The 19,476-nt window shown below is 59.1% G+C and carries 16 protein-coding genes; 14 read left to right on the forward strand and 2 right to left on the reverse strand.

The features are described 5' to 3' along the window. Positions 1-20 precede the first annotated feature (20 nt). From putP to lpxO, 6 genes are all read left to right on the forward strand, one after another. Complete coding sequence (gene putP, locus ACRAWE_RS04950) at positions 21-1,505, forward strand: sodium/proline symporter PutP (RefSeq protein ID WP_025159832.1); 1,485 nt, start codon at positions 21-23, stop codon at positions 1,503-1,505. 244 nt (positions 1,506-1,749) lie between these two features. Further along, positions 1,750-2,595, forward strand: a complete 846-nt coding sequence (gene efeU / locus ACRAWE_RS04955) for an iron uptake transporter permease EfeU (protein WP_025159831.1) — start codon at positions 1,750-1,752, stop codon at positions 2,593-2,595. A 20-nt stretch (positions 2,596-2,615) separates the two neighbouring features. Then, the gene (efeO, locus tag ACRAWE_RS04960; RefSeq protein WP_019452918.1) at positions 2,616-3,752 is read left to right on the forward strand and encodes an iron uptake system protein EfeO; all 1,137 of its coding nucleotides are present in this window, start codon (positions 2,616-2,618) and stop codon (positions 3,750-3,752) included. An 11-nt stretch (positions 3,753-3,763) separates the two neighbouring features. Next, positions 3,764-5,062, forward strand: a complete 1,299-nt coding sequence (gene efeB, locus ACRAWE_RS04965) for an iron uptake transporter deferrochelatase/peroxidase subunit (protein WP_432525040.1) — start codon at positions 3,764-3,766, stop codon at positions 5,060-5,062. A gap of 717 nt (positions 5,063-5,779) precedes the next feature. Next, positions 5,780-6,568, forward strand: coding sequence for a phosphate starvation-inducible protein PhoH (gene phoH / locus ACRAWE_RS04970; RefSeq protein WP_015378226.1), 789 nt, complete (start codon positions 5,780-5,782; stop codon positions 6,566-6,568). A gap of 234 nt (positions 6,569-6,802) precedes the next feature. Next, positions 6,803-7,705, forward strand: coding sequence for a lipid A hydroxylase LpxO (gene lpxO / locus ACRAWE_RS04975; RefSeq protein WP_019452916.1), 903 nt, complete (start codon positions 6,803-6,805; stop codon positions 7,703-7,705). 36 nt (positions 7,706-7,741) lie between these two features. Here lpxO and chaA read toward each other — a convergent pair whose 3' ends face one another. Both chaA and ACRAWE_RS04985 read right to left on the reverse strand, forming a co-directional pair. Further along, the gene (gene chaA, locus ACRAWE_RS04980; protein WP_019452915.1) at positions 7,742-8,845 is read right to left on the reverse strand and encodes a sodium-potassium/proton antiporter ChaA; all 1,104 of its coding nucleotides are present in this window, start codon (positions 8,843-8,845) and stop codon (positions 7,742-7,744) included. Positions 8,846-9,139: 294 nt separating this feature from the next. After that, the gene (locus ACRAWE_RS04985; RefSeq protein WP_019452914.1) at positions 9,140-9,958 is read right to left on the reverse strand and encodes a siderophore-interacting protein; all 819 of its coding nucleotides are present in this window, start codon (positions 9,956-9,958) and stop codon (positions 9,140-9,142) included. Between the two features lie 500 nt (positions 9,959-10,458). On the opposite strand from ACRAWE_RS04985, the gene ACRAWE_RS04990 reads away from it, so the two are divergent. The 8 genes from ACRAWE_RS04990 to ACRAWE_RS05025 all read left to right on the forward strand — a co-directional run bounded on the left by ACRAWE_RS04990 (position 10,459) and on the right by ACRAWE_RS05025 (position 19,281). Beyond that, on the forward strand, positions 10,459-11,154 hold the full coding sequence (locus ACRAWE_RS04990) for a gamma-glutamylcyclotransferase (protein ID WP_025159829.1): 696 nt from the start codon (positions 10,459-10,461) through the stop codon (positions 11,152-11,154). 301 nt (positions 11,155-11,455) lie between these two features. Continuing rightward, positions 11,456-12,409, forward strand: a complete 954-nt coding sequence (cbl, locus tag ACRAWE_RS04995; RefSeq protein ID WP_019452911.1) for an HTH-type transcriptional regulator Cbl — start codon at positions 11,456-11,458, stop codon at positions 12,407-12,409. A 175-nt stretch (positions 12,410-12,584) separates the two neighbouring features. Further along, the gene (locus tag ACRAWE_RS05000) at positions 12,585-14,153 is read left to right on the forward strand and encodes an ABC transporter substrate-binding protein (protein WP_063918531.1); all 1,569 of its coding nucleotides are present in this window, start codon (positions 12,585-12,587) and stop codon (positions 14,151-14,153) included. Further along, on the forward strand, positions 14,153-15,208 hold the full coding sequence (locus tag ACRAWE_RS05005) for an ABC transporter permease (RefSeq protein ID WP_154746376.1): 1,056 nt from the start codon (positions 14,153-14,155) through the stop codon (positions 15,206-15,208). Before ACRAWE_RS05000 ends, ACRAWE_RS05005 begins: the two co-directional genes overlap by 1 nt. Beyond that, entirely contained in the window at positions 15,205-16,074 is an 870-nt protein-coding gene (locus tag ACRAWE_RS05010; RefSeq protein ID WP_432525045.1) for an ABC transporter permease, read from the forward strand. The genes ACRAWE_RS05005 and ACRAWE_RS05010 overlap by 4 nt, the downstream gene beginning before the upstream one ends. Further along, positions 16,064-16,906 carry an ABC transporter ATP-binding protein gene (locus ACRAWE_RS05015; protein WP_154746375.1) on the forward strand — a complete coding sequence of 281 codons (843 nt, stop codon included), beginning with the start codon at positions 16,064-16,066 and terminating at the stop codon, positions 16,904-16,906. Before ACRAWE_RS05010 ends, ACRAWE_RS05015 begins: the two co-directional genes overlap by 11 nt. Beyond that, positions 16,903-17,574, forward strand: coding sequence for an ABC transporter ATP-binding protein (locus ACRAWE_RS05020; RefSeq protein ID WP_432525048.1), 672 nt, complete (start codon positions 16,903-16,905; stop codon positions 17,572-17,574). Before ACRAWE_RS05015 ends, ACRAWE_RS05020 begins: the two co-directional genes overlap by 4 nt. A gap of 132 nt (positions 17,575-17,706) precedes the next feature. Next, positions 17,707-19,281 carry an ABC transporter substrate-binding protein gene (locus tag ACRAWE_RS05025; protein ID WP_025159828.1) on the forward strand — a complete coding sequence of 525 codons (1,575 nt, stop codon included), beginning with the start codon at positions 17,707-17,709 and terminating at the stop codon, positions 19,279-19,281. Positions 19,282-19,476 lie beyond the last annotated feature (195 nt).

A 19,476-nucleotide genomic window follows, 5' to 3' on the forward strand; every position in this document is an offset into this window, starting at 1 on the left:
TAATGAAAGTGGAGAATTAAATGACAATGAGCACACCTATGCTGGTGACCTTCCTGGTGTACATTTTCGGGATGGTGCTGATCGGCCTGCTTGCCTACCGGGCAACCAACAACTTTGATGATTATATTCTCGGCGGTCGCAGTTTGGGCAGCGTGGTGACCGCGCTGTCCGCCGGGGCTTCCGACATGAGCGGCTGGCTGCTGATGGGCCTGCCGGGCGCCATCTTCCTCTCCGGCATCTCCGAAAGCTGGATCGCCATCGGTCTGACCATCGGCGCTTACCTGAACTGGAAGCTGGTGGCAGGCAGGCTGCGCGTGCATACCGAAGCCAACAACAACGCCCTGACGCTGCCGGACTATTTCACCAGCCGTTTTGAAGACAACAGCAAGCTGCTGCGGGTGATCTCGGCCATCGTCATCCTGGTGTTCTTCACCATTTACTGCGCCTCCGGCATCGTGGCCGGCGCGCGTCTGTTCGAAAGCACCTTCGGCATGAGCTACGAAACCGCCCTGTGGGCCGGCGCCGCAGCGACCATCCTGTATACCTTTATCGGCGGTTTCCTGGCGGTGAGCTGGACCGACACCGTGCAGGCCAGCCTGATGATTTTCGCGCTGATCCTGACGCCGGTGATCGTGATCTTCGCCGTCGGCGGCATCGATACCTCGATGCTGGTGATCCAGGCGCAGAACCCGGCCAACCTCGACATGCTGAAAGGCCTGAACTTCGTCGCCATCCTGTCGCTGCTGGGTTGGGGCCTGGGCTACTTCGGCCAGCCGCACATCCTGGCGCGTTTCATGGCGGCGGATTCTCACCGCACCATCCGCAGCGCGCGTCGCATCAGCATGACCTGGATGATCCTGTGCCTTGCCGGCACCATCGCCGTCGGTTTCTTCGGCATCGCTTACTTCGCCAACAACCCTGATCAGGCCGGCAACGTGTCGCAGAACGGCGAGCGCGTGTTCATCGAGCTGGCGATGCTGCTGTTCAACCCATGGGTGGCGGGCGTGCTGCTGTCGGCGATTCTGGCGGCGGTCATGAGCACCCTGAGCTGCCAGCTGCTGGTGTGCTCCAGCGCGATCACCGAAGACCTGTACAAGGCGTTTCTGCGCAAAGGCGCCAGCCAGCGTGAGCTGGTGTGGGTCGGCCGCGTGATGGTGCTGGTGGTGGCGCTGGTCGCCATCGCGCTGGCGGCCAACCCGGAAAACCGCGTGCTGGGCCTGGTGAGCTACGCCTGGGCCGGTTTCGGCGCCGCCTTCGGCCCGGTGGTGCTGATCTCGGTAATGTGGTCACGCATGACCCGCAACGGCGCGCTGGCCGGCATGCTGGTCGGCGCGGTGACGGTGATCGTCTGGAAACAGTACGAATGGCTGGGCCTGTATGAAATCATCCCAGGCTTCATTCTGGGCTGTCTGGCCATCGTGGTGGTGAGCCTGATGGGCCGGCAGCCTTCCGCCACCATGACCGAGCGTTTCGATCAGGCGGAAGCCGAGTACAAAACGGTATAACGCCGTTCGATGTCAGTCAGCAAGGGGCGCCCAGAGCGCCCCTTCTTTTTGCCTGCTCGTTACTGTCACCCAGCTGTAACACCTGGCGACATTTGATTAGAAAAAATCACCCTCGCGCCTCTTGTATTTATCCTTGACCGAATGATAATCACTCTCGTTGAGTTTTACGTTTCTTTACATAGCCGCGCGGCTTATTTCGCAGCCACCGTTTCTGCCGCCGCGCTCTTTTCAGGGGTGATTATTTATGTTTGTTCCCTTTCTTATCATGTTCCGCGAGGGGCTGGAGGCGGCGTTGATCGTCAGCCTGATCGCCAGCTACCTGAAGCGCACGCAGCGCAGTCAATGGCTCGGCGCGGTGTGGATCGGCGTGATAGTCGCGGCCGCGCTGTGTCTGGCGCTCGGCATCTTCATCAATGAGACCACCGGCGAGTTCCCGCAGAAACAGCAGGAGCTGTTCGAAGGCATCGTTGCGGTGGTGGCGGTGGTGATCCTCACCTACATGGTGTTCTGGATGCGTAAAGTCTCCAAGTCGGTCAAGGTGCATCTGGAAGGGGCGATCGATCAGGCGCTCAACGCCGGCAAAGGGCAGGGTTGGGCGCTGGTGGCGATGGTGTTCTTCGCCGTCGCGCGCGAAGGGCTGGAGTCGGTGTTCTTCCTGCTGGCGGCGTTTCAGCAAGACGTGGGCGCCGCAGCGCCGATCGGCGCGGTGCTCGGCCTAGTGGCCGCCATCGTGCTGGGCATGATGATTTACTGGGGCGGGGTGAAGCTGCACCTGGCCAAATTCTTCAAATGGACCAGCCTGTTCATTCTGTTCGTCGCCGCCGGCCTGGCCGCCGGGGCGATCCGCGCCTTCCACGAAGCCGGTCTGTGGAACCACTTCCAGGATATCGCCTTCGACTTCAGCAGCACCCTGTCGACCCATTCGCTGTTCGGCACCCTGCTGGAAGGCATTCTCGGCTATCAGGAAGCGCCGACGGTCAGCGAAGTGGCGGTCTACTTCCTGTATCTGATCCCGGCGCTGATTTTCTTCTTCCTGCCGCAGCGCGCGGAGCCGGCAGCGGCCCCGGCGCAACGTAAAATCAATCATTAATATTTAATAGGGAATCTCGTATGTCTACTCCGTTATTTCGCCGCAAGGCGTTGCACGCAGCATTACTGGCTATCCCGGCGTTTGCGCTGAGCATCGACGCATTGGCGGCGGATGTGCCGCAGGTCAAGGTCACGGTCAACGACAAACAGTGTGAGCCGATGCAGCTGACCGTGCCGGCCGGCAAGACGCAGTTTGTGGTGCACAACACCAGCCAGAAAAACGTCGAATGGGAAATCCTGAAAGGGGTGATGGTGGTGGAAGAGCGCGAGAACATCGCGCCGGGCTTCACCCAGAAAATGACCGCCACGCTCGAGGCGGGCGAATATGACATGACCTGCGGGCTGCTGAGCAATCCGAAAGGCAAACTGACCGTCACCGCAGCGGCCGGCGGCGCCACCGACGGCAAGCCGAGCGCGCTGGACCTGGTCGGCCCGATCGCCGAATACAAGGTCTACGTCACCAAAGAGGTCGATGGGCTGGTGAAACAGACCAAGCTGTTCACCGACGCGGTGAAGGCCGGCAATGTGGAGCAAGCGCGCAAGCTGTATGCGCCTACCCGCCAACACTATGAGCGCATCGAACCGATCGCCGAACTGTTCTCCGATCTGGACGGCAGTATCGACGCCCGTGAAGACGACTACGAAAAGAAATCGGCGGACCCTAACTTCACCGGCTTCCACCGTCTGGAGAAGGCGCTGTTTGCTGATAACTCCACCAAAGACATGGGTAAATATGCCGATCGCCTGTATCACGACACCGTTGAGCTGCAAAAACGCGTGAGTGAACTGACCTTCCCGCCGAGCAAGGTGGTGGGCGGCGCGGCCGGGCTGATCGAAGAAGTGGCGGCCAGCAAGATCAGCGGTGAAGAAGACCGTTACAGCCGCACCGATTTGTGGGATTTCCAGGCTAACGTCGACGGTGCGCAGAAGATAGTTAACCTGCTGCGCCCGCTGTTGATCAAAGCCAACAAGCCGCTGCTGGACAAGATCGACGCCAACTTCAAAACCGTCGACACCATTTTGGCGAAGTACCAAACCAAAGAGGGGTATGAGTCCTACGAGAAGCTGACCGATGCCGATCGCAATGCGCTGAAAGGGCCGATCACCACCCTGGCGGAAGATCTTTCCCAACTGCGTGGCGTATTGGGTCTGGACTGAGGCATACGGTTATGAGCAACAAGGCAGGCCCGAATAACGGGCCTCATCCGCACTCTCAGGGGGCTGCATCCCCTTCACGCCGCCGTTTGCTGCAGGGACTGGGGCTGAGCGCGCTGGCGCTGGGCGGCAGCCGCCTGGTGCAGGCGGCGGACAAAGCGGCGGAGCCGTTGGCAGCGCCGCAGGATGAGCGCTGGCAGAAACAGCCGTTTTATGGCCGCCATCAGGCCGGGGTGCTGACCCCGCAACAGGCGGCGATGATGCTGGTGGCGTTCGACGTGCTGGCGATCAGCAAAGCGGATCTGGAGCGTCTGTTTAGGCTGCTGACCGATCGCATCGCTTTCCTGACCCGCGGCGGCAAGGCGCCGGAGGTGGATGCCAAGCTGCCGCCGCTCGATTCCGGCATCATGGGGCCGGAGATTTACCCGGACAATCTGACCGTCACCGTCTCGGTCGGCGCCTCGCTGTTCGACGAGCGCTTTGGCCTGCAGGCGCACAAGCCGCTGCGGTTGCAGAAGATGACACGCTTCCCCAACGATGCGTTGGACGCCGGGCTGTGCCATGGCGATCTGCTGCTGCAGATCTGCGCCAACACCAATGAAACGGTGATTCACGCACTGCGCGACATCATCAAGCATTCGCCGGATCTGCTCAGCGTGCGCTGGAAACGGGAAGGGTTTATCTCCGCGCATGCGGCGCGCAGCAAAGGCAAAGAGACGCCGATTAACCTGTTGGGCTTCAAAGACGGCACCGCTAACCCGAAAACCGACGATAAGCCGCTGATGGATAAGGTGGTATGGGTCGGTGACAACGTCGGCGAGCCGGCGTGGACGGCGGGCGGCAGCTATCAGGCCGCGCGCATTATTCGTTTCCGCGTTGAGTTTTGGGACCGCACGCCGTTGCAGGAGCAGGAAACCATTTTCGGCCGTGAAAAGCACAGCGGCGCGCCGCTCGGCATGAAGCATGAACATGATGAGCCGAACTATGCGAACGATCCCGACGGCAAGGTGATCCCGATGGATGCGCATATCCGATTGGCTAATCCGCGCACGCCGGAAAGCCAAAGCAATCTGATGCTGCGGCGTGGCTACAGCTATTCCCTTGGCGTATCCAATGCCGGCCAGCTGGAAATGGGGCTGCTGTTCGTCTGCTATCAGGCCGATCTGGAAAAAGGGTTTCTGACGGTGCAAAAAAGACTGAACGGCGAAGCGCTGGAGGAATACATCAAGCCGATCGGCGGCGGGTATTTCTTCGTATTGCCGGGCGTGAAAGAGGGCGGCGACTATCTGGCCAGCGGCTTGCTCAAGGCCTGAAGACGGAATGGCGGGGCGGGATCTTCCGCCTCGCTTTACGTTTGTCTTTCCCGCCGTAGGGGGCAATGAACGATGAAACGCAATTCAATGCTGTGCCGGCAGATTAAAAAAACCGCAGTTGCGCTGTTTTTGATTGCGCAAAATTTAATCGGGAAACCAAAGTGTCATTCGTGGTTTTTAATTGTAATTCATTGATATTTATTGATTATAATTTTCTATGGAATGACGTCTTAGGCGTGATATAGTGTTTTTTCGTTAACTGAAAACAAAAGATATTAAATTTTTTTACATTTTAGTAACGCTGTGGGATTGAATGTCATTATACTGTAATCATCTGGCGGTAGTTTTCACACGGTGCACAGCTTGAAGCTGTAAATATCACTGCGGGGATCGCTAATGGTAAAGTCCTTGGTTGGGCTGGAAAGAAAAAATAACACATCTCCCCTGATTTCTCGTTGTTACGAGGGTTCTCTCTCCGACTCTCTTTTACCGGCAACTCCGCACCCTTATCGCTACCGAATCTCATCGTTTTTTACTCCACGTTTATTGATGCAGTCCGCGTTGTCCCGTGAAGATACGGCGTCGAAGCATTGCCGTCGATTCACTTTGTCCCTTGGCTCTTATTGGCTCGGAGGAGGCCAAAACCTAATACGTGTGTGAAACATAATCGCGCGGCCTGGCCGTTGCGGTAGGTGAAACAAACTGTAAGGTGCCACTATGGGTAGACAGAAAGCAGTGATCAAAGCACGTCGTGAAGCGAAACGCGTTATTCGTCGTGACGCTCGTAGTCATCGCCAGCTGGAAGAAGAGTCTGTGACCTCGCTGGTGCAAATGGGGGGAGTCGAGTCTATCGGCATGGCGCGAGACAAGCGCGATAGCTCACCCATCGAGGCTAGAACCGAAGCTCAGGGTCATTACTTATCAGCCATAGAAAATAAGCAGCTGATCTTCGCCACCGGCGAAGCCGGCTGCGGCAAAACATTTATCAGCGCCGCCAAGGCGGCGGAGGCGCTGATCCATAAAGAGGTGGATCGGATTATCGTTACCCGTCCTGTTTTGCAGGCGGATGAAGACCTCGGTTTCCTGCCGGGGGATATCTCCGAGAAATTCGCCCCTTATTTCCGCCCGGTGTATGACATTCTGGTGCGCCGTTTGGGCTCTTCCTTTATGCAGTACTGCCTGCGGCCGGAAATCGGCAAGGTAGAGATTGCACCGTTCGCTTATATGCGCGGACGCACCTTCGAAAATGCGGTCGTTATCCTGGATGAAGCCCAGAACGTGACCGCCAGCCAGATGAAAATGTTCCTGACCCGCCTAGGGGAAAACGTGACGGTTATCGTTAACGGCGACGTGACCCAGTGCGACTTGCCACGCGGCGTAAAATCCGGCCTCAGCGACGCCCTGGAGCGCTTCGAAGAGGACGAGATGATCGGCGTTATCCGCTTTGAAAAACAGGACTGCGTACGCTCCGCTTTGTGCCAGCGCACGCTCAACGCTTACAGTTAACCTATCCGCTAATGGAAAGGCCGCTTCGGCGGCCTTTTTTATCTCCGCAATCTCCCCTCTCGTTTAACCTTTGTGTAAATTATTGTGGTTATTTGTATAGATTTTCGTTGAGTTAGCGTTAATGATTAATGGGTTCCAGATTGGCGCGCAGTTTGCGTGTGCCGCCAAAAGGACACTATCTGGGGTGTGCGCCGCGCGGCGCATTGAGTGTGGGTTCTTTGCTGCGATTCAAACATGAAATATATCATTCTGATTTTGCTTATTTTATGCGTCGTCTATGTGCATTACCGCGGACGAGTGCGCTACAACGTATGGCGGCAGCTGTCTGACCATTCCACCTTTACCGCACCGCTGAACGTCTTCATGTATCTGTTTTCTCGCGTGCCGACTACGCCGTACCTGAAGCCGGAGCAGTTCCCTGAGCTGGCGGTACTGCGGGAGAATTGGGAGACCATCCGCGACGAAGGACAGAAGCTGATGGAGATCCAGCAGATCAAAGCGTCCGATCAATTCAACGACGCCGGTTTCAACTCGTTCTTCAAGACCGGTTGGAAGCGCTTTTATCTGAAATGGTATGAAGACAGCCATCCTTCCGCCATGACCTTGTGCCCGCAGACCACTGAGCTGCTGCGCAGCCTGCCTTCGGTCAAGGCGGCGATGTTCGCCGAACTGCCGGACGGCAGCCGTTTGCCGCGTCACCGCGACCCTTACGCCGGTTCGCTGCGTTATCACCTGGGGTTGATTACCCCCAACGACGACCGTTGCTTCATTGAAGTGGACGGCGAGCGCTACAGCTGGCGCGACGGTGAAGGGGTGATGTTCGATGAAACCTATCTGCACTACGCGGAAAACCAGAGCGGGCAGAATCGTCTGATCCTGTTCTGCGACATCGAACGGCCGATGCGCTACCGCTGGACGCAGGCGGTGAACCATTGGCTGGGGCGCAATCTGATGAGCGCTGCCACGGCGCCGAATGAAGAGGGCGATCGCACCGGCGGCGTCAACAAGATGTTCAAATATATCTATGCGATACGCCGGGTGGGGAAACGCCTGAAGGCCTGGAACCGCACCGGTTATTACATCATCAAGTGGATTTTGTTCGGGGGGATCGCCGCGGCGATATTCTTCTCGGTATAACGCAGACAGGGGCGCACAGAGTGCGCCCCTTTTTGATCAGGCGAAGATAGTCATCATGTAGGCGGCGAACAGCGCCAGGTGGGCGGTGCCGTTTAGCACGTTGGTGCGGCCGGTCGAGAACGACAGCTGGCACAGCAGCAGCACCGTCAGCATCACCACGATATGCGGCGTTTGCAGGCCGAAGATCAGCGTCTGTCCGGTCAGGGTGGCGATGATGGTCACCGCCGGCACCGTCAGGGAGATGGTCGCCAGTACCGAACCGAAGAACAGGTTCATGGCGCGCTGCACCTGGTTGTTCAGCACGGCGCGCAGCGCACCCAGCCCTTCAGGCGACAGGATCAACAGCGCCACCAGGAAACCGGTGAACTGCGCCGGCGCATTCACCTTGGTCAACAGGCCTTCCAGCGGGTTGGCGTTGAATTTGGTGACGGCGATAACCGCGATCAGGTGCACGATAAGCCAGGCGGCATGCCAGGCGCTGCTGTGCGAAGAAGGTTTGCCGTGATGCGGGTCGCCATCATCGTCTTCATGCTCGTACACGAACAGGCTCTGGTGGGTTTTGGTCTGGATCACCAGGAATACGCCATACATGGCGGCGGAGATCAGCGCCACCAACAGCGCTTGCCCGGTGCTGAAGTTGCCGCCCGGCAGCGCGCTCGGGAATACCAGCACGATCACCGCCAGCGGGAAAATCGCCATCAGGTACTGTTTGATGCCGCCCAGGTTGACGTACTGGGTGGCGAACTTGCGCCCGCCGAGCAACAGTGCGAAACCGACCAGGCCGGCGGAGACGATCATGATGATGGAGTACAGCGTGTCGCGCATCAGCGCCGGCGCGGCGTCGCCGGTGGCCATCAGCGCCGAAATCAGGCTGACCTCGAGGATCACTACCGACAGGCTGAGGATCAGCGAACCGTAGGGTTCGCCCAAACGGTGGGCGAGCACGTCGGCGTGGCGCACAACGCTGAAGGCGCTGCTGAGGATCCCCACCAGCGCGAGAATATTGATGCCGACGATCAGCGGAAAATTAGTGGTGCTGCTCCACAGATTCAACACCACCAGTGCGGCGATGGGGAAGATCAGCGAGTATTCGGTGTGGCGAGATTTGGTGGATCGGCCAGGATCGTGTTGCGACTTCATGAGGGTGGCACTCCTTCTCAAACAGCGTAGCCCGTCAGCGCCGGTCGCCGTAACACGGCAACTCTGCGTTTCCAGTAGGTATTTTATATTAGGATACACCCACGGCGCCGGTGTGATGTTGTTTTTATCTGAGAAAGCAATTGCTTGCTTTATGTGATTAGGGTAGCAAAAAAACCGCACGGGGTGCGGTTTTATTTACTTACTTTTACGCAATAACGCTGTTTTTTAACGTTAGATTTGAGAAAAGTCGTGTTTACTTATTTAGTGCGTGGTTAATCAAGGAAAATGCGACCGTTAGTCGTCAATATTATCCATGATTTCATGCCGTTTATTATGATAACCCTCTTCATTTAGTCCCTCACGCCAGTAAGGTACGGCATAAAGACGATTACGATCGCATTGGCGTTCGCGGCGCAGGTAACGGCGCAGCCCTACCACCAAACGATCTTCACCGGCCAGCCAAAAATGCGTCTCGCCTTGCGGCAAGGACTGCTCGCGGAACAGTGCGATCAATTCGTCGGTTTTTTCCGTGCCGCCAACGACCCAGTTGACTTCAACGTCCGCCGGTTTCTTCAGCTCAATCACGTCGGCGGCGCTGTCAACGCGGACAAAAGCGCGCCCCGCGCTATGCGGCGGCAGGTTTTCCAGCAGCGCGGCCAGCGCAGGCAGCGAGGAGGGGTCGCCCGCCAGGCTGTAGAAGTCGGCCTGCGGCAGCATCGGTTTCGGGCCACCCGGGTTGCTGATGCCGATTTTATCGCCGGCTTTCGCCTGGCGCGCAAAGTCGACCGCCGGGCCTTGGTGGTCATGGATGGCGAACTCGATGTCCACTTCTGCCTGCTCCGGGCGCACGGCGCGAATGGAATAGGTGCGCACGATCGGGCGCACGGCGTCCGCGGCCCAGCGCGGGCCGTTTTCGGTCAGCGTCGGCAGATCCGGCTGGGTTTGGCCGGCGAGCGGTAAAAATACCTTGATGTGCGCTGCGGCGGCGTTGGCCGGGTAGTAGCGCAGATCGGGCGCGGTAAAGGTGATGCGGCGCAGATGCGGGGTAATGTCCTGTACGGCGCTGACGGCAATCAGGTAGGGGGCGCGTGAGCGAGGGGCTTCGGTAGTCACGGGGATCTCCTTATAGTTCGTTTGGCGGTGAGTATATCATGCCGTTTGATAATGAGAATTGTTTGCTCATTGAGGCGCATCGGCCGCGAACCCGGTTTAGTCAGGATTCTCGGAACATGCACCGAGGGCATGATGTTCTGCCACGCCGCGAACGGCTTGCCGAACGCGGTGAAGCCAAACATGCGCAGGCGCTCTATTATAAGGAAGCGTTCAACAGCGCCCGGCGACAACGCGTGCGGGCGCAAAAAGTCACGTTTTCCCCGCGGTGAGGATCGCACATGCGCTATGCGACCACGGGAATTAATATTATTGCTGCTCAGTACAAATACTTTTTCACTTTAATACCGCTTTGCAACTTGATTGCGCGACGGGAAAAGAATAAGGTCATTATTAATAGGCGCGGTTATTGAATTAATAAAATTCCGCACCAAAAATAAAATTGCAAAGGTTCAGCAGTGGCGAGGGAGGACGAGCAATCGTATTCCCGGGAGGTTGTAACAGTGTTAACGCGAGATTTTCTGCAAAAAGCGGATTGTAAAACCGCATTCGGCGCTATTGAGGAGTCGATGTTGCTGACGCCTGAACAGCGGGCAGCCTCGTTGGATTGCACGTTATCGCGCCGGCCGGATCACAGCCCGGTATGGGTATTCGGCTACGGCTCGCTGATGTGGAATCCGGTTTTTGAATCGGAAGAAGTGCGGCCCGCCACGCTGCCGGGCTGGCATCGGGCGTTCTGCATGCGCCTGACCGCCGGGCGCGGCACGCTGCACCAGCCGGGGCGGATGCTGGCGCTGAAAGAGGGCGGCCAGACCACCGGCCTGGCATTCCGCCTGCCGGAAAACAAGCTGCGCGAAGAGCTGGAACTGCTGTGGAAGCGCGAGATGATCACCGATTGCTACGTGCCTACCTGGTGCGAGCTGCAGCTGGATGGCGGCGAGGTCGTGACCGCGCTGGTATTTGTGATGAACCCGCAGCACCCGCTGTTTGAAGAAGACACCAGCTACCAGGTGATCGCGCCATTGATCGCTAGCGCCAGCGGCCCGCTGGGCACCAACGCGCAATATCTGTTTGCGCTGGATAACGAGCTGAAACACCACGGCATGCAGGATGATTGCATCGGCGATCTGGTGCGCTATGTACAGCAGTGGTTGCAACAGAACCGCCCTGGCGCTTTCGGGGCTGAAGCCACGGCCTGAGGCGTTAGCAGGGCAGCAGACACTGAAGGGCTCAGCATGCTGAGCCCTTTTTATATATCTAATGCCTATATTTAATAACTTTCTTCTGCATGATTATTTAATGCTTATTTTTTGTATGGTTATTTATCTCTTTATTTTTAAAGTCATTTGGCATTTCGTTGTGCCTTGTTGAGCCGAGAGCAACGATGAATAATTCACTTAGTATTAAATTGCATAACTAAAGGTTATTTCTTATTTGTTCAGCCTCGCAGGACTCCGTATCAATATGGCAAACGCTACTGCAAGAAACAGGGAGACGGGGATGAACTTTCAACAATTAAAAATTATTCGTGAATCGGCGCGCTGCAACTACAACCTGACTGAGGTCGCCAATACCTTATTTACCTCGCAGTCCGGCGTCAGCCGCCATATTCGCGAGCTGGAAGAAGAACTGGGTATCGAAATATTCATTCGCCGCGGCAAGCGCTTGCTGGGCATGACCGAACCCGGCAAAGAGCTGCTGGTGGTGGCGGAGCGCATTCTCAACGATGCCAATAACATCCGTCGCCTGGCGGACGTTTTCAGCAGCAACGATTCGGGGCAGCTGCATATCGCGACGACGCACACTCAGGCGCGCTACAGCCTGCCGGGGGTGATCAAAGAGTTTCGCGCGCTTTATCCACGGGTGCGGGTGGTGCTCAACCAGGGCAGCCCGGAGGAGATCGCTTCGATGTTGGCCGCCGGCGAAGCCGATATCGGCATCGCCAGCGAACGATTGATGAGTGACGAATCGTTGGCGGCGTTTCCTTACTATCGCTGGCATCACACCATTCTGGTGCCGGAAGGGCACGAGTTGACGCGACAGCCGCAGGTGACGCTGGAGATGCTCAGCACCTTGCCGCTGATTACTTACCGCCAGGGCATTACCGGGCGCGCGAAGCTGGATGCGGCGTTTAAAACGGCGGGGCTGACGCCGGACATCGCGCTCAGCGCACAGGACTCCGACGTGATTAAAACCTACGTTGAATTGGGGTTAGGCGTGGGCGTGCTGGCTGACATGTCGTATGAAAAAGAACGCGATCGCGGATTGGTCAGCCTCAACGCCGAGCATTTGTTTGAACCTAATACGGTATGGTTGGGCCTGAAGCGCAGCCAGCTGCAGCGCAACTATGCCTGGCGCTTTATCCAACTGTGCAACCCCACGCTGTCGCTAACCGAAATCAAGGACAAAGTCTTCTCGTCGCAGTTGGATGCGGTGATTGACTATCAGATTTAAGCGAGAGGCGGCAGGCAATTCCTGCCGCATTTGCCCCAAAGCCCGCCTAATAATCAAAATCCCAGCTATATACATAAAAAGAATATCTATAGTGATTTAAGTACCTTCAGCTGCCGATCGTGCTCGCATACACTCGCAAAATTATTATAAATTCCATCCGCTTGGAGAGTTTCAGATGAAAGCGCTCGTTCCTTCTTTGCTGTTTTTGGCCGTGGCGGCCAGCGTAAACGTACAGGCGGCGACGCCGGCCAACACGCTGGTGATCGCGCAATCTATCGATGACGTGGTCAGTTTTGACCCGGCCCAGGGATTTGAGTTGACCACGGTGCAGTCGTTCAACAGCCTGTATCAACGTCTGATCCAGTCCGATCCGCACAACCCCATCGATCTCAAGCCGACCCTGGCCAGCAGCTGGCAGGCCGGTGCCGACAACCGCAGCCTGACCTTCCGTCTGCGCCCGGACGCCAGGTTCGCCAGCGGCAACCCGCTGCGGCCGGAGGATGTGATCTTCTCGCTTTCAAGGGTGGTGAAGCTGAATCTGGAACCGTCGTTTATCCTGACGCAGCTGGGCTGGAACGCGAAAAACGTCGAGCAACATCTGATCAAAGTGGATGACCACCAGGTGAAAATCAGCTGGAGTGAAAACGTCAGCCCGGCCTTTGTGCTCAGCCTACTGTCGGCGCCGGTATCGTCGATCGTCGACGCCAAAGAGGCGCTGGCACATCAGCAGGGCGACGATCTGGGCCACCAGTGGCTGAACAGCCACTCCGCCGGCAGCGGTCCTTACAAAATCCGCACCTATGTGCCGCATGAAGTGGTAGTGCTGGACGCCAACCCGGGCTCGCCGGAAGGCGCGCCGACGCTGAAAACCATCCTGATCAAAAACGTGCCCGATCCGGCCGCGCGTCGCTTGCTGATCGAGCAGGGCGATGCCGATATCGCGCGCAACCTGGGGGCCGACCAAATGGCGGCCTTGAAGGGCAAGCCGGGCGTCAAACCGCTGGCTATTCCCTATGCTTCGCTGTATTTCCTGCAGTTCAACGCCAAGGCGTCGCCGGCGCTCGGCAATCCGGCGTTCTGGGAGGCGGCGCGTTGGCTGTTCGATTATAAAGGCATCGCCGACGATCTGCTGAAAGGGCAGTTCCAGAGCCATCAGGCGTTTCTGCCGGAGGGTTATCTGGGGGCGCTCAAGGATCAGCCATACAGCTTCAATCCGCAAAAAGCCAAAGAGATACTGGCCAAAGCGGGGCTCAGCAACGTCAGTTTCCGTCTGGACGTCAACAATCAGCCGCCGTATCTGGATATCGCCCAGGCGCTGCAGGCCAGTTTCGCCCAGGGCGGCGTGAAGGTCGAATTGGTGCCGGGCATCAGCTCACAGGTCTCCACCAAGGTGAAAGCGCTTAACTACGATGCGACGCTGACTTCCTGGGGGCCGGATTATTTCGACCCTAACACCAATGCCGCAGCCTTCGCCTACAATCCGGAAGACGGCAGCAAGACGCTGGCCTGGCGCGCTAACTGGCAGATCCCGGCGCTGAGCAAGCTGACGTTGGCCGCCACCGCGGAAAACGACACCGCCAAACGGGTGGCCGACTACCAGCAACTGCAAAAACAGGTGCAGCAAAGCTCGCCGTTCGTCATCGGCCTGCAGGCGCGCAGCCTGATCGCGGTGCGCGACAATCTCAAGGGCTATGTACAGGGCATCAACCCTGACATGGTGTTCTACAGCAAGGTCAGCAAGTAATGGCCGCTGAACTCTCCGCTTCCGCCGGAGCTGCCCGGCGGTATTGGCGCTGGGGCGGGCGGCTGCTTGGCGGCGCGCTGTCACTGGCGTTAACGCTGCTCGGCCTGCTGTTGTTCACCTTCATGTTGTCGCACCTTGCGCCGATCGATCCGGCGCTGCAGGTGGCGGGCGATCACGCCAGTGAAGCCACCTATGCGCAGGTGCGGCATGAGCTGGGGCTGGATCAGCCGCTGCCGGTGCAGTTTTGGCGTTATCTGACGCACCTGGCGCACGGCGATCTGGGCATTTCGCGCATCACCGCCCAGCCGGTGTTGAGCGATCTGCTGCGTACCTTCCCGGCGACGGTGGAGCTGGCCACTTGCGCCATTATCCTCGGCGCCCTCGGCGGCATTACGCTGGCGTTTCTGGCGGTGCTCAAACCGGGCAGCTGGCTGGATAACGCGGCGCGTTTGCTGTCGCTGATCGGCTATTCGGTGCCGATTTTCTGGCTGAGCCTGCTCGGGCTGCTGCTGTTCTACGCCACGCTGCACTGGTCGGCGGGGCCGGGGCGGCTGGACGATATCTACTTGTACAGCATGGAGCCGCGCAGCGGTTTCGTGTTGATCGACAGCTGGCTGTCCGGCGATCGCGAGATGTTCTATAACGCCATCAGCCACCTGTGGCTGCCGGTGGTGGCGCTGGCGCTGCTGTCGATGGCGGGCATCACCCGGCTGCTGCGTGCGGCGATGCTGGAAGAGTGCAACAAGGAATACGTGACGCTGGCGCGTTCCAAGGGAGCCGGGCGTCTGCGCATTCTGCTGCGCCACGTGTTTCCTAACGTGCTGGGCACGCTGATCACCGTACTTTCTCTCTCCTACGCCAGCCTGCTGGAGGGCGCGGTATTGACCGAAACGGTGTTCGCCTGGCCCGGCGTCGGGCGTTACCTGACTTCGGCGCTGTTTGCCGCCGACACGCCGGCGATCCTCGGCGCCACGCTGCTGATCGGCACCTGTTTTGTGCTGTTGAATGCGCTGGCTGACGCCTTGACCTATTTAGTGGATCCGCGAACCCGATGAGCCAATATCTTTCTGAACACGAACCGCAAAGCGAGCCGGCCGTCGGTTACCGCACCGGTCGGCGGTTGACCACGCTGACGCTGGGCGCGGCGCTGGTCGCGATCCTGATCGTCACCGCGTTGGTGGCCCCGTGGCTGGCGCCTTTCGATCCTAATCTGCAGCATATCGAGCTGCGTTTGCTGCCACCTTCCGCCGAGCATTGGCTGGGCACCGACGGCTTCGGCCGCGATTTGCTCTCCCGCGTGATTTACGGCGCGCGGCCGACGCTGATTCTGGTGTCGCTGATTCTGGTGCTGACCATTCCTATCGGTCTGCTGGTCGGTATCTGTGCCGGTTATCTCGGCGGCTGGGTTGAACGCGTTTTGATGCGCCTGACCGATATTTTCCTGTCGTTGCCGAGTCTGGTGATTGCGCTGGCGTTCGTGGCGGTGATGGGGCCGGGGCTGATGAACGGCGCGCTGGCGCTGGCATTGACCAGTTGGCCGGCCTTTGCCCGCCAGGCGCGGGCCGAAACCCTGGCGCTGAGGCGCAGCGATTACCTGGCGGCGGCGCGCATGCAGGGTATCCGCGGGCTGCGGCTGATGGCTGGCCACATTTTGCCGCTGTGCCTGCCGAGCGCGGTGGTGCGCGCGGCGCTGAGCCTGGGCGGCATCATCCTGTCCGCAGCCGGTCTGGGGTTCCTCGGCATGGGCGTCGCGCCGCCGACCGCCGAATGGGGCTCGATGGTGGCCGAAGGCAGCAAAGTGATTTTCGACCAATGGTGGGTCGCCGCCGCACCGGGCGGGGCGATCCTGTTCGCCAGCCTGGCCTTTAACCTGCTGGGCGATGGCCTGCGCGACAAAATGGATCCTCGTCATGGGCACTGATAACACCTTATTGACCGTCGAGCGTTTGGCGATCGGCGTGCCGGGGCCGCAGCCGGTGGCGCTGGTGAAAAATATTTCGTTCAGCATGGGGCGGGAGCGCCTGGCGCTGGTCGGCGAGTCCGGCTCGGGCAAATCGTTGACCGCGCGTGCGCTGATGGGGCTGTTGCCGCCGCCGTTGCAGCTGCAGGCGCAGCGCCTGACGCTGGGCGGCGAAGACCTCACGCGGCTGAGCGAACGCCAGTGGAGCCGGCTGCGCGGCGATCGGGTGGCGATGGTGATGCAAGACCCCAAGCATGCGCTGAACCCCAATCAGCCGATTGGGCGTCAGGTCGAGGAGCCGCTGGTGCTGCATGCGAAGCTGAGTCGCGCCGAGCGGCGTGAAAAAGTGTTGGAGATGCTGGCGGCGGTGGGGTTGCCCGATCCGGCGGCGCTGTGCCGGCGCTATCCGCATCAGCTCTCCGGCGGCATGGGGCAGCGGGTGATGCTGGCCATTGCGCTGATCAACGATCCGCAGCTGCTGATTGCCGACGAACCGACTTCGGCGCTGGATCACCAGATGCGCGATCAGGTGCTGCAGCTGATAGAAAATCTGGTCGCACAACGCAATATGGGCCTGATCCTGATCAGCCACGATTTGCAGCAGGTGGCGCACCACTGCGAACGGGTATTGGTGATGTACAAGGGTGAGCTGTTGGATCAGCTGCCGGCGACGCAGTTGGCGCAGGCCACGCATCCCTATACCCGCACGCTGTGGGCGTGCCGGCCGAGCCGCGAGACGCGCGGCAAACCATTGCCGGTGCTGGATCGGGCGCTGTTGGAGACCTTGAAATGAGCGTGATTGCACTGGATAACCTGAGTATCAGCCATCGTCAGGGATACGAACTGCGCACCGTGGTGCATGACGTTAACCTGCGCATCGAACCGGGCGAGTGTTTCGGGCTGGTGGGGCCTTCCGGCTGCGGCAAGTCTTCGTTGCTGTGGGTGTTGGCCGGGCTGAACGACAGCTGGCGCGGCGGCTTTGAGCTGTTGGGGCGGCGGCTGCAACCGGGCCAGGCGTTTACCGGCCCACTGCGGCGCGAAGTGCAGATGGTGTTTCAGGATCCCTATGCTTCGCTGCACCCCAAACACCGGCTGCTGCGCACGTTGTCCGAGCCGCTCAAACTGCTGCAGGAAAGCGATATCGAACGCAAGATCAGCGCGGGATTTCGCCAGGTCGGGTTGGATCCGCGCCTGCTGGATCGCTATCCGCATCAGCTGTCGGGTGGCCAGCGCCAGCGCGTGGCGATCGTGCGCGCGCTGCTGTTGCGGCCGAAGCTGCTGCTGCTGGATGAGCCGACCTCGGCGCTGGATATGTCGGTACAGGCGGAGATCCTCAATCTGCTCAACGAGCTGAAGCAGGCGGGCGATCTGACCATGGTGCTGGTCAGCCACGATGCGGACGTCATCGACCACATGTGCGATCGCGCGGTAGCGATGGCGCACGGTCGCATCATCATTTAAACCTGTGCCCGCCAACGCGGCGGGCATATCCATCTTGGTAATAAATAAAGCAATTTATCGTCGTTCTTCTGTTAATTTTTACCCCCTACACTCGAAAAACAACGCAACCGCGTGATTGTGGAGAGTGTATCGATGAAACGGTTAATTCCAACTTTGTTGTGTGGCGCGCTGGCGGCCGCTTTCGGTGCGCAGGCCGCCACCCCGCAAGACACCCTGGTGGTGGTCAGTTCGCTGGAGGGCATTATCAGCCTCGATCCGGCGGAGAGCTTTGAAACCGTCAGCTCGGCCAATTTGGTCAACCTCTATCAGCGCCTGGTAGCGCCGGATCGCGCCGCGCCGCAAAAGCTGGCGCCGGACGCCGCAGGCAGTTGGCAAGCGGGCGCCGATGGCCGCAGCCTGACTTTTACCCTGAAACCGCAGCAACGCTTCGCCTCTGGTAATCCGTTACGGCCTGAGGACGTGATTTTCTCACTGGTGCGTGCGGTGAAGCTGAACAAGGCGCCGTCGTTTATTCTCGCCGAGTTTGGTTGGACGCCGGATAACGTTGAACAGCAGCTGAAGAAGATCGGGGATGACCAGGTGCAGCTCAGCTGGCCGGCCAATATCGGCAGTGAGCTGGCGCTGCGTCTGCTGACGGCGAATGTGGCTTCGATTGTGGATGAGAAGCTGCTGAATGAGCATGCGCAGCAGGGGGATTACGGCAACGCCTGGCTGCGCAGCCATTCCGCCGGCGGCGGCCCGTATCGGGTGAATAACTATGTGCCGCACGAGGCACTGCTGTTTGGCCGCAACGACTATGCGCCGTCGCCGGCTCGGCTGAAAACGGTGCTGTTCAAGAATGTCAGCGACGCCGGCACCCGCCGCCTGCTGTTGCTGAAGGGGGATGCCGACGTGGCCTACGATCTGGGTGCCGATCAATTCGACTCGCTGCGCAAGGCGCCGGGCGTGCGCATCGAGCAGGCCGATGCGCCCCGGGTGTATTATCTCGGTTTCAACACCGGCAGCAAAGACAACCCGGCGCTGGGCAATCCGGCGCTGTGGCAGGCGGCGCGCTGGCTGGTGGACTATCAGAGCATCGCCGAGCGGTTGCTGAAAGGGCAATATCGGGTGCATCAGGCTTTCTTGCCGCAGGGATTGGACGGTGCGCTCAACGATCGGCCGTTTAAGCTCGACGTGGATAAAGCCAAACAGATCCTGCGCGATGCCGGCATCGCTGAAGGCACGCGCATCGACCTAATCGTCATCAATCAGCCGCCGTATACCGATATCGCCCAGGCGCTGCAGGCCAGTTTTGCGCAGGCCGGGCTGCGGTTGGATATCCATCCGGTGGTGGAAAGCGATCTGTGGGGCAAGATGCGCGGTCGCGATTTTCAGGCGATATTCACCTATTGGGGCGCCGACTACCTGGATCCGAACACCAACGCCAGCGCATTTGCTTATAACGTGGCCGACGGGCCGAAAACCCTGGCCTGGCGCACCCAATGGCGCATACCCGCCATCAGCGCGGAAACGCGCGCGGCGGCCGCGGAGGGCGACAACGCCGCGCGCAGCGCACGCTACGTTACGCTGCAGCGGGAACTGCAGGCCAGTTCGCCCTATGTTGTGGCGCTGCAGGGGCAAACGCTGGTGGCATTACGCAACAACGTTCAAGATGCTCGGGTGGATATCGCCAACAGCATGCTGTATCTGGACCGGGTGAGTAAGTAGCGACCGCGCCGCGCGCCTGGCCGGGCTTCTGGCGCGCCAAAGGCCGACAGCGTGTGAAATCGCGTGCTGTTGCAACCGCGAAACGCGAGATGTTGTATCAAGGTGAAATAAAATGAAATTTCATAACGTGCTCATGTGGCGGTGATAGATTGGCGCTGAAAGGTGGCGTTATTTACGCCTTTCAGCGCGGTCGTT

The organism is Serratia sp. BFP-2025, assembly GCF_050880365.1.
GTDB classification, from domain to species: Bacteria; Pseudomonadota; Gammaproteobacteria; order Enterobacterales; family Enterobacteriaceae; genus Serratia; species Serratia surfactantfaciens.

Excerpts from the sequence above, each read along its gene's own strand:
- putP (WP_025159832.1), top strand. The coding sequence starts at position 21 with ATGACAATGAGCACACCTATGCTGGTGACCTTCCTGGTGTACATTTTC.
- efeU (WP_025159831.1), top strand. The coding sequence starts at position 1,750 with ATGTTTGTTCCCTTTCTTATCATGTTCCGCGAGGGGCTGGAGGCGGCG.
- efeO (WP_019452918.1), top strand. The coding sequence starts at position 2,616 with ATGTCTACTCCGTTATTTCGCCGCAAGGCGTTGCACGCAGCATTACTG.
- efeB (WP_432525040.1), top strand. The coding sequence starts at position 3,764 with ATGAGCAACAAGGCAGGCCCGAATAACGGGCCTCATCCGCACTCTCAG.
- phoH (WP_015378226.1), top strand. The coding sequence starts at position 5,780 with ATGGGTAGACAGAAAGCAGTGATCAAAGCACGTCGTGAAGCGAAACGC.
- lpxO (WP_019452916.1), top strand. The coding sequence starts at position 6,803 with ATGAAATATATCATTCTGATTTTGCTTATTTTATGCGTCGTCTATGTG.
- chaA (WP_019452915.1), bottom strand. The coding sequence starts at position 8,845 with ATGAAGTCGCAACACGATCCTGGCCGATCCACCAAATCTCGCCACACC.
- cbl (WP_019452911.1), top strand. The coding sequence starts at position 11,456 with ATGAACTTTCAACAATTAAAAATTATTCGTGAATCGGCGCGCTGCAAC.
- ACRAWE_RS05000 (WP_063918531.1), top strand. The coding sequence starts at position 12,585 with ATGAAAGCGCTCGTTCCTTCTTTGCTGTTTTTGGCCGTGGCGGCCAGC.
- ACRAWE_RS05005 (WP_154746376.1), top strand. The coding sequence starts at position 14,153 with ATGGCCGCTGAACTCTCCGCTTCCGCCGGAGCTGCCCGGCGGTATTGG.
- ACRAWE_RS05010 (WP_432525045.1), top strand. The coding sequence starts at position 15,205 with ATGAGCCAATATCTTTCTGAACACGAACCGCAAAGCGAGCCGGCCGTC.
- ACRAWE_RS05015 (WP_154746375.1), top strand. The coding sequence starts at position 16,064 with ATGGGCACTGATAACACCTTATTGACCGTCGAGCGTTTGGCGATCGGC.
- ACRAWE_RS05020 (WP_432525048.1), top strand. The coding sequence starts at position 16,903 with ATGAGCGTGATTGCACTGGATAACCTGAGTATCAGCCATCGTCAGGGA.
- ACRAWE_RS05025 (WP_025159828.1), top strand. The coding sequence starts at position 17,707 with ATGAAACGGTTAATTCCAACTTTGTTGTGTGGCGCGCTGGCGGCCGCT.